Origin of the sequence: Synechococcus lacustris str. Tous, from assembly GCF_003011125.1 — a bacterium.
Lineage (GTDB): Bacteria > Cyanobacteriota > Cyanobacteriia > PCC-6307 > Cyanobiaceae > Synechococcus_D > Synechococcus_D lacustris.
The window spans coordinates 1-6,872 of record NZ_PXVC01000089.1 but is presented as its reverse complement, the minus strand read 5'-3'; the positions used below and the strand labels follow the sequence as shown (position 1 = coordinate 6,872).

Sequence of the window (6,872 nt, the reverse complement as noted above, 5' to 3'; positions counted from 1 at the left end):
GTGCCCTTAACTAAGAATTCGAAAATTCTCGATTGGGGAAAATATAATGTTGCCAATACTCTCGCGAATAAGTTTAATATTGTTAAAACTGAACTGTCTAAGCCTATAACATCATTGCAAGATTTAATAGAGGGGAAAGTAGTAGATGCAGATTTTTCTTCTCTGCAAGTTGATAAAGATACCACTTTTACAGCAAGTAAAGATGGTGGAACTGAAACTTATTTTTCAGGTCTTTGGACAAGTACAGAAAATTTAAAAATAAAAATGAATGTTCAAGGAAATTCCGCYAATAGTGCTTCATTTGCCTTCTATAGAGTAGATTCTCTTACAGGTGAAATACTTACTGCCAAGGGTTTAATTAATCCCAAAGATCATCAAGATTACTTCCAAGCCGCTAAGAGTAATCTTGTTTCTTCATTGGTTGATTTTGAAGATTTTAATAAAAATGGTGATATTTTAGTTAATGTAGAAAAAGGTCAATCTTACGCTGCACTTTTGATAACTCATTCGCCAGACGGTACTCAAATTCCGCTTTATTCTATTGTAGATGCTAATATCAACTCCTCTATTCAATGCATTTCTTTTGGTTCTGGACTATATGGGTTTGAGGATTTAATTAATAGCCCAGAGTTCAGTTCTGACAGGGATTTTAATGATCTTATTTTCTATACAGAGAGATGAATTAATGTTGTTTGATCTTAAGTGTAATTTAGAATTTAGGCATTAGTAGTGGTTTCCCACCTTGCGGTGATGGGTGGCGGTRAGGGCCTGTTGGTTAGCWACGTTGCCGTTGCGAACATGGGAGTAGATGAGCCAATGGTCGTTGCATTCAAGGCGCTGCTTCACTTCACAATCAAGGAAGGCMAGGGCTTCACTCAAAACCGGACCACCATCCGCTGCATTCTCTAGGGTGGCAACACCAGCAAAGCGATCGGCGCCGGGGGGGAAGCGCTTGAGGAAATGCCGCAATAGATTTTGGTGATTATCGGCAACTAACACATTTAAAACAAACCTATCTCCCACCTGCATTAGCGCCTCGATGGCGCGATCTTTAGCTACTGCAACGGTGATACCAGGAGGATTAAAACTGGCCTGGCTAACCCAACTGGCCACCATGGCACCACTGCGTTCGGCTTGTTTCGCAGTTACCACATACAAGCCACCACTGAGGCGTCCGAGCGCTTTATCYAGGTCGGCATCAAGGGCCTTCATGGCGGCGATTGCCTTATCACGCAGCAGCAATTGGCCCAAATCTGTGCCTGCTTCTTCGCAGAGTTGATAGGCGGCCGCATCRGGCACCGTGCGAATCCTTAGGGGTGCAAAGGCTYGRGCATGACCCAACTCCCGCAKTTGGCCGGCAATGGCATCTATGGGGTCGTCGTTGCCGCCATAGGCGTCGTATAAACCCACGGGTTGCTTGGCATTAAGGGCAGCTAACACGGTGCCCCAATTGTTTTGTAATTCACTATCCCTGTTGCTGGGGGGTGTGGGCAGCACTACTGCAGCCGCYTCCCCGATTAAGGCTGATAGYTCTTGGGCATCGGTGCCGCGYAGATCAACCAGTTGCACAGGCAATTCGGTTTTATTAAKGCCGCGGGATATGGCTTGGCTGAGGCGATCACARAAGCCATATGAACTCACGTAAACAACAGCGGCGTAGCGGTCGCCTTTACTGCGTTCACGGCTCCAATCGCCGTAGTCGGTTAGCCATAGCTTGAGATGATCGCGCAAYAAAGGGCCATGSCCKGTGGCGATTAGCTTCAGCGGTGGCAGYGCCTCAATTCGTTTAAGGGCCTGCAAYACACTGCGGGCATTRGGGCCCATYAGGCAGTCGTAGTAGAAGCGAAAGTCTGGAGCGATKGCACCAGGATCCAGATCAAAAATTTCATTGCTGCAGTAGTGCAAGCCAAAGGCATCACAGGTGTAGAGCACGGCGGTGCCGTGATCAAAACTGAAAATAGTGTCTGGCCAATGCAGATTCGGYGCACTRAGAAATTCAAGTTTGTGGTTGATACCACTGCTGCTATTWGTGCCAAGATCCAAGAAATCACCGCTTTTTACGGCGCGGCTGCGAAAGGGGCGATGCACCATGCTTTCGAGGTAATTGATCGCCACCTTGGAGGCAACAACTTCTAGTTCGGGGTTGAGATCTARTAGGTCTGCAACCAAACCGGAATGGTCTGGTTCTGTGTGGGAAATAACTAAGGTATSRATTTCAGTGGGATTAATTAAATCCGTTAAGGCCGGTAGCCATTGGTTACGAAATTTTGCGTGGCTTGAATCAATTAAGGCGGTGCGTTCACCCCTCAGCAAAAAAGCGTTGTAGGTGGTGCCATTGCGGAGGCCAAATTCAATGTCAAAACGGCTGCGATCCCAATCAAGCGACCGCARGGTGRTGGTATCGGCGGCTATTTCAGCCTGCTGCAGGGTGAGCCGGGGCTCCATGGCAATTAATCACTAAAYCMAGCCTAAGGCTGGGTTGATGCTGTTGTTGCGCAAGCTCAGCCCTGGGRTAGATGCCACCAGGGCRCACACCTGATCGCGAAATTGCTGCAGGGTTTCATCGGTGCCMGGTTCCCCGTGCCATTGCAGGCGGGTTAAAAGTTCAAGGCCCCCTTGTTCTCGATCCGGCTGCAGGGTGGCATCAAGGCAAAGCAAACCTTCAATATCTGGGTGGCTGGCCCGCAGTGCTCCGTGCACTGCCCCGTTGTCGATAATCTCMACCCGGTGGCCCAAACGCATGAGGTCTTTACGCAGGGCGTTTAGCCAAATGCGTAAGCCTGGGGCGGTGGCTGTGCAAACGCGAACCAATTCCATCCCATACCGTGCATTGATTCTTAATGAGTCTTACCTGTTGCAGGCTTAAACAACTGTGCCCTAGGYCACCTTGACCCATGTGTAGAAGCAGGCTATAATGTGTGTATGTTTTCGCGCGGCGTCAAAATTGCGAACAAACATTGTTATTGATGATCAGTTGATGGAGGAGGCCATGCTGGCGAGTGGTGCTAGCACAAAAAGAGAGGTTGTGGAGAAGGGTTTGCGTGCTCTTGTGCTGCTAAATCAGCAGCGTTTGATAAAAAATTTTCGCGGCCAATTGCCTTGGGATGCTGATCTGGAGCTAATGAGAATGGATCGATCAGATTAATAAATGATCGTTGTTGATTCCTCCGTGTGGATTGATTTTTTTAATGGAAAAAATACCCTTGAGGTGGAGCGTTTGGAATCTTGTTTGGGTGTTACGCCCATTGCCATTGGCGATTTAATCCTAGTGGAGGTTTTGCAAGGTTTTCGCAATAGCAAGGATATGGAGGTTGCCAGTGAAATATTTAGTTCCCTAGGCAGCATAGAAATGCTTGCTGATAATTGTAAATATAAAGCTGTGGAAAACTATCGATATTTGCGAAGCAAAGGAATCACCGTGCGTAAAACAATCGATGGAATTATTGCTACAGCATGTATTGAAACAAAACTGCCGTTGCTTTTTTCTGATCGTGATTTTTTGCCCTATGTGGAGCATCTCGGTTTGCTGGTGGCCTAAACCTAAATGCTCCACATGGGCCCTTTGGGTTTAGCCCTCAACCACAACACTTACGGCAGCATTTGATTCTGCTTTTGGTGCATTTATTTGCAACAAGCCATCTTTGTAGTTGGCTTTTAAGCTGTTGTGATTGATGCCGCGGGGGAAGCGGAAGCTGCGGCTCCAATTGCCGTAGCGAAACTCTCTCACCAGGGCTTGGGCTTCGGTTTCGTTTGCTGATTCGGGCGCCTTGCGTTCAGCGYTAATAACCAAGCTGCGCTCGGTTGCTTTCACATCGATTGATTCCCGATCAATACCGGGCAATTCCAGGGCGATTTGGTAGCTGTYGTTGGTTTCAATAACTTCAGCTGCGGGCACCCTTTCGGCTTGGGCTAATTGCTGCTCAAGTTTTTCGAAAAGATCAAAGGGAGTGGTGTGGCGGGTGAGCATGATTCGAATATCAATGAACGAATCAATCTTCGGCAATGGAAATGYTTCTGCGTAGTGGGGCAACCGWACTTTTTGGTTCGGCACTCCATACCAGATTCGGTTCTCCACACCACCACCAATCGCTAAAGCAAGCGGCCTGACCCCGGTAGTGCTGTTCGGCATCAAACAAATTCCATAGCCTTGCACCTCTTATYTGAAAKCGTTTGCCTTGGCTATTAATACGCTCACCTGCATAACCATCAATGCAATTCTTTTCCCTTACTTGAGCGAGAAACTTTTCACGATCTAAGCGTTGCTGTTGGCTGGCGCTAAGCCKAGATGGCATACCCACCATCTCCTGCCAGCTGCGCTGAAAAAGACATAGGGCGGCACGATTGGCATAAATAAAACTTGGATCTTCAGCGCCGTTGTGGCATAGCACCACCTGGTCGAGCACAAATAACTCCTGGGCGGCAAGGCGGCTGCCTTGGGCCTTAATCAGGGGCCGGCCGAATAGTKTTTGATGGGATTGCAGGATCAAGCTCACCAGCCCCAGGGCTTGGGGGCTAAGCCATGGCGGATCCGCMGGCATTGTTWGCTTCATGGGCTGCCAGMGGCGGCTGCGGCCATCGCTTCAACCATGGCCAGTTGGGCTTTTTGGTTGCCGTGTTCTCGTAAACGCTCCAAAAACAATTGATTTGCCTGGGGGTGCAGTGGCTCCTCCGCTAARGGCAGTTCACCTGCCTCSGCTAAGCCCGTACCCCCTTCGATTGCAGGGGTGATCACCACCAAATCAGGGTCTAATGGGGAGTTGTAGCTCCACCAGTTCGCTGGATCGGGGCCATTGTTAGAGCCAGCAGTTTGTTTTGCAGGGGCACTGYTGTTTTGCAATAGTAACCGCCGCCTTTCGGCTAGCTCCTGCAGTAATTGATTGCGACTGCGGCCGCGCAATTGAAATAACACAAAGGGATCTTCAGTGAAACGATCACCCATTAAATAATAAACAGCGCTTATATGTTTGCAGGGGTTTGCCTTGTCGGGGCAGCTGCATTCGCTGCCAACTTCGTCTAATTTRAATGGAAATAACCTGCGGCCACTGGCGGCAAATGCCCGCTCAATATCCTGGGGCATGATCCCCGCCAGTAGTTGRCAAGCCCAGCGCGCTTTTTGGCTGAGGGCCTCTAGAACAAATTCCCAATCCTCATCAGTTAACACATCAAGCCATAATTTCACCCTGTAGGGTTCTGCTTCGGTGCCTTGCACTTGGGCCTGCACCTTGCGACCCTCAAAACGTATGGAGAGCACATTCCCCTCCCGCGCATATATCCAAGCCCTTTCCAAACGCTTTTTATAGCGATAGGAATTAATTAATTCCATCCATTCCAAAACCCACCAGGGCTGCTGGCCTAAGCCATCGCTACCCAATTGGGTGGTGATCGAATTGTTTGWGCTATTGGCTGSCATTGTTTAATTATCCTCCAGGGCTACCAGATCTGCCAATTGGCTGAATTCAAGCCCCCCTAACCATTCCTCCCCGCTGCCAATAATATCAGCAGCAAGCTTTGCTTTTTCACGAATCATGCGATCTATTTTCTMTTCAATTGACCCGCTGGTAATAAATTTATGTACCAGCACCCTATTGATTTGWCCAATTCGATAGGCGCGGTCGGTGGCCTGGTTTTCTACGGCCGGATTCCACCAGCGATCGATATGAAAAACATGGCTGGCACGGGTGAGATTTAAGCCCACCCCACCGGCTTTTAGCGATAGTAAAAATAGTTGCGGTCCGCGGGGATCCAGCTGGAAGCGATCCACCATTGCCTGGCGATCATTTTTACTGCTGCCCCCATGTAAAAAGGGCACTTCYTGGTGCCAGCGYTGCTGTAGATGGGCCTGTAAAAGGTGGCCCCATTCAGCAAATTGGGTAAATAGTARGGCGCGATCACCTGCTTCTAATAACTCCTCAAGTAGTTCATCTAAACGTTGTAATTTGGCCGACCTGGCAGCAAATCCATCGCTAATTGATTCCTCCTTAAGGGCGAGGGCTGGGTGATTACAAATCTGCTTTAGGCGRGTTAGCAGGGCAAGCACCTGGCCATGTTTTTTGCCGAGTGGTGCCCTTTGAATTGCTTCTAAACTGGCGGCAACGGTTTTTGTATATAGCTGTTTTTGCTCTTGGCTAAGGCCAACCCATTCATTTAGCTCAAGTTTTTCTGGTAGGTCGCTAATTATTGATTTATCTGTTTTTAGSCGCCTYAAAATWAAGGGACCCACCCTMGCTTTGAGATCTTTTAACGACGAGCTATCGCCATAGCGCTCAATTGGTAATTTATAGCGYTGCCTAAAGAAATCCTCCTCCCCTAATACGAGCGGATTTAGATAATCCAGCAATGGCCACAATTCACTGGCCCGGTTTTCCACTGGKGTGCCGGTTAGGGCAATGCGAAAGCGACCCTGCCGCAGGGGCCGAGCWATTTGGCGGGCGGCTTGGCTTTGTTTTGAGGCGGAATTTTTAATCGCTTGGGCTTCATCGATCACCACCCCCTGCCAATCAACAYTTTCCAGCAGRTTGCCGTCCCTTTGCAGCAAGCCATAGCTGGTGAGCATCAGATCTACCCCCTTAAGGCTTTTGGCTAGGGCAGCTTCGCTAGCAGCTCGTTTTGGCCCGTAGTGCTCCAGCACTTTTAGTTTTGGTGTGAATTGGGCCGCTTCCCGCAGCCAGTTKGTGAGCACTGAGGTGGGTGCCACCAACAACACCGGCCGGCGCAATTCTTTTTCTGTTTTTAGGTGTTGCAAAAAGGCCAGCAGTTGGATTGTTTTGCCAAGCCCCATGTCGTCTGCCAGGCAGGCGCCTTGGTTAAAGCGATGCAGAAAGGCAAGCCAGCCAAGGCCCCGTTCCTGATAGGGGCGCAGCTGGCCGTTAAAG

The 6,872-nt window shown here is 49.1% G+C and carries 9 protein-coding genes; 3 read left to right on the top strand and 6 right to left on the bottom strand.

All coding sequences use genetic code 11. From position 1 onward, the window contains the following. Positions 1 to 681 (top strand): DUF4114 domain-containing protein (locus C7K08_RS15585; RefSeq protein ID WP_161955909.1); only part of this gene is annotated, 681 nt, incomplete at its 5' end. 42 nt (positions 682 to 723) lie between these two features. On the opposite strand, the gene C7K08_RS11980 is transcribed toward C7K08_RS15585, so the two are convergent. Then, complete coding sequence (locus C7K08_RS11980) at positions 724 to 2,445, bottom strand: diflavin flavoprotein (RefSeq protein WP_106500827.1); 1,722 nt, start codon at positions 2,443 to 2,445, stop codon at positions 724 to 726. 12 nt (positions 2,446 to 2,457) lie between these two features. Beyond that, the gene (locus C7K08_RS11975; RefSeq protein WP_106500826.1) at positions 2,458 to 2,817 is read right to left on the bottom strand and encodes a hypothetical protein; all 360 of its coding nucleotides are present in this window, start codon (positions 2,815 to 2,817) and stop codon (positions 2,458 to 2,460) included. A gap of 127 nt (positions 2,818 to 2,944) precedes the next feature. Between C7K08_RS11975 and C7K08_RS11970 the strand changes: the two genes are divergently transcribed. Further along, a complete protein-coding gene (locus C7K08_RS11970; protein WP_106500825.1) occupies positions 2,945 to 3,145 on the top strand; it encodes a type II toxin-antitoxin system VapB family antitoxin in 201 nt (66 codons plus the stop codon). A gap of 3 nt (positions 3,146 to 3,148) precedes the next feature. Further along, a complete protein-coding gene (vapC, locus tag C7K08_RS11965; protein ID WP_106500824.1) occupies positions 3,149 to 3,538 on the top strand; it encodes a type II toxin-antitoxin system VapC family toxin in 390 nt (129 codons plus the stop codon). A gap of 30 nt (positions 3,539 to 3,568) precedes the next feature. Here the strand turns inward: vapC and C7K08_RS11960 are convergent, their stop codons facing one another. The 4 genes from C7K08_RS11960 to C7K08_RS11945 all read right to left on the bottom strand — a co-directional run. Then, positions 3,569 to 3,967: an Hsp20/alpha crystallin family protein gene (locus C7K08_RS11960; RefSeq protein ID WP_106500823.1), complete on the bottom strand. Its 399-nt coding sequence runs from the start codon at positions 3,965 to 3,967 to the stop codon at positions 3,569 to 3,571. Between the two features lie 22 nt (positions 3,968 to 3,989). Next, positions 3,990 to 4,538, bottom strand: coding sequence for an MEKHLA domain-containing protein (locus tag C7K08_RS11955; protein ID WP_106500829.1), 549 nt, complete (start codon positions 4,536 to 4,538; stop codon positions 3,990 to 3,992). 8 nt (positions 4,539 to 4,546) lie between these two features. Next, positions 4,547 to 5,410 (bottom strand): SWIM zinc finger family protein, encoded by an 864-nt coding sequence (locus tag C7K08_RS11950; RefSeq protein ID WP_106500822.1) that lies wholly within the window; start codon positions 5,408 to 5,410, stop codon positions 4,547 to 4,549. Between the two features lie 3 nt (positions 5,411 to 5,413). Continuing rightward, the coding region (locus C7K08_RS11945; protein WP_133165251.1) for a DEAD/DEAH box helicase at positions 5,414 to 6,872 on the bottom strand (1,459 nt) is incomplete at its 5' end.

Coding starts and splice junctions, on each gene's coding strand:
- vapC (WP_106500824.1), top strand. CDS start 3,149: ATGATCGTTGTTGATTCCTCCGTGTGGATTGATTTTTTTAATGGAAAA.